At 51.8% G+C, this 1,683-nt stretch carries 3 protein-coding genes; all 3 read right to left on the bottom strand.

All coding sequences use genetic code 11. The annotated features are described in order from the left end of the window. Positions 1-187: 187 nt before the first annotated feature. Positions 188-787 carry a DNA N-6-adenine-methyltransferase gene (locus tag Pmgp_RS19190; protein WP_243119962.1) on the bottom strand — a complete coding sequence of 200 codons (600 nt, stop codon included), beginning with the start codon at positions 785-787 and terminating at the stop codon, positions 188-190. Between the two features lie 137 nt (positions 788-924). After that, on the bottom strand, positions 925-1,488 hold the full coding sequence (locus tag Pmgp_RS19185) for a hypothetical protein (protein ID WP_134216277.1): 564 nt from the start codon (positions 1,486-1,488) through the stop codon (positions 925-927). After that, on the bottom strand, positions 1,485-1,683 hold a 199-nt coding region (locus Pmgp_RS19960; protein ID WP_192903040.1), incomplete at its 5' end, for a hypothetical protein. The genes Pmgp_RS19960 and Pmgp_RS19185, both read right to left, overlap by 4 nt.

Raw genomic sequence — 1,683 nt, 5'->3', positions numbered from 1 at the left:
TTTGATGCTGATTTTTACAGGATAAGGCGTCTTTTAAATTATCGTAAAGCTTATTGCATGTAGGGCACCTATACCAGGTTTCAATGTGCGCCATATTATTAACCCTCCTTGTTCTCCAGATCTTCTCCGCCGTTAACGCGCCACTCCGGAGGCATCTCCGCCATTGCGATAAATGCAGGACCTTGCTTTAGTTCCCACCGGCTGGCCGCCTCTTACCGAGCACAACAATTATCGAAGGAAACGGCGCACCGTGTTTAGCTCCCCCAAATTTTAGCCGCCCTTTAATGAATCTAACTTCGGCTTTGCCTAAAATGTACCCATGAAACCACCTGGTTTCAGTTCTAGCCGGGAGCAGGCATACCACTGTCGCGCCTTTTAGTGACTCTTCGTAAGCCTTTTTAACCCAATCACATACCCCAGGTATATACCGGTCATTATGAAAGCCACGCTTCTTGCATTTCTTTTTATGACATTTTGGCTTACAAGGCTGCTCCGGCTCACCGTAGGGCGGATTCATCCAGCAAACTTCGCCGGCCCAGGATTGAGACAAACCGTTAACTTCCTGAGTGAAGTACCTGGTGCATTTCGCGTTCTCGCTTGTGGCGCAAACGTCCAAGGTGAAGTGAAACTCTTTATTCAGCTGATCAAATAGTTCCTGAGGCGTTTCCCACTCTGCGGTTTCAGATGAGAATAAGGTCTTAGATACCATCAGCTCCACCTCACAGCTAACGTCTTTTCTTTTTCGGGGCGGGCAGCGTCTTGCCCCCACCAAGGCCGCAGACCTCACAACTCTCGGCCCTCTTGTCACATCTGAATTTACACGGCTCCCCCTCACGAAACCGGCAGCGGCAATGTATCATTTTCCCCCTGAAACCGACCGGTAAGTTAACCCCAGGAATCGTCACGGTACTCGGCCCAGTCATGTTAACTAACCCTTTTTCCCTTCTGGCTCTCCACCCGGTAGCGGATGGAGTATTTCAGCCGGTTAAAGTCACTGGCAAACTCCGCTTTCAGCGCCTCAAGCCCCTTTGACTTTTCAGCCTTCTGCAGTTCAAGGCGGCCCCGTGTTGCCCTGGCTGCCGCAAGTCTCGCGTCCAGCTCAGCGATCTCATCATCCACCGCGAGCAGCTTATGGTCGATGTCCGCACACGACAGCTCCACCTGCTTCGTTTCGGCTGCAATCCTTGCTTTGAGTCCCAAGACACGCTCCGTCTGGACCCTGCAAATAGTCAGGTTAACCTCCGGGCTGAACCCGAAGTCAATATCGACCAGAGTGATCAGCTTGTCTGCGGCGATGTTATAGATAAAGAAAATATCATCCAGCACCCGGTACTGTATCTGCTCGCCGTTTTCTTCTTCCTCGTGAACGACAGCCGCCTGTTCAAAAGCCGCTTGTATTTCAGTGTCTAACTCTTCCGGGACCATGCTGGCCGAACCAGGGTTAACCCTTTCTATCCACCGTTTGCGGGGATGTTTCCCGATAATCACTGAATCTGCCTCCAGTGCGGAGCAGCCAACAGGGCGGCCACCAGGTAGCCGGCCACAAAGCCGAGAATCCAATGCGCCCAGTAAGTGCTCATAACGTTTTTAACCCGGCCCAACCATGCCGGCATGCGGTAGCGGAAGTGTCTCCTTGACTTTTGCTTCGGCGGAGCCAGTAAAATCTCCAGCTCTTTGGATGAT

This window comes from Pelotomaculum propionicicum, assembly GCF_004369225.1.
Lineage (GTDB): Bacteria > Bacillota > Desulfotomaculia > Desulfotomaculales > Pelotomaculaceae > Pelotomaculum_B > Pelotomaculum_B propionicicum.
This window is presented reverse-complemented; position numbering and strand designations above follow the sequence as displayed.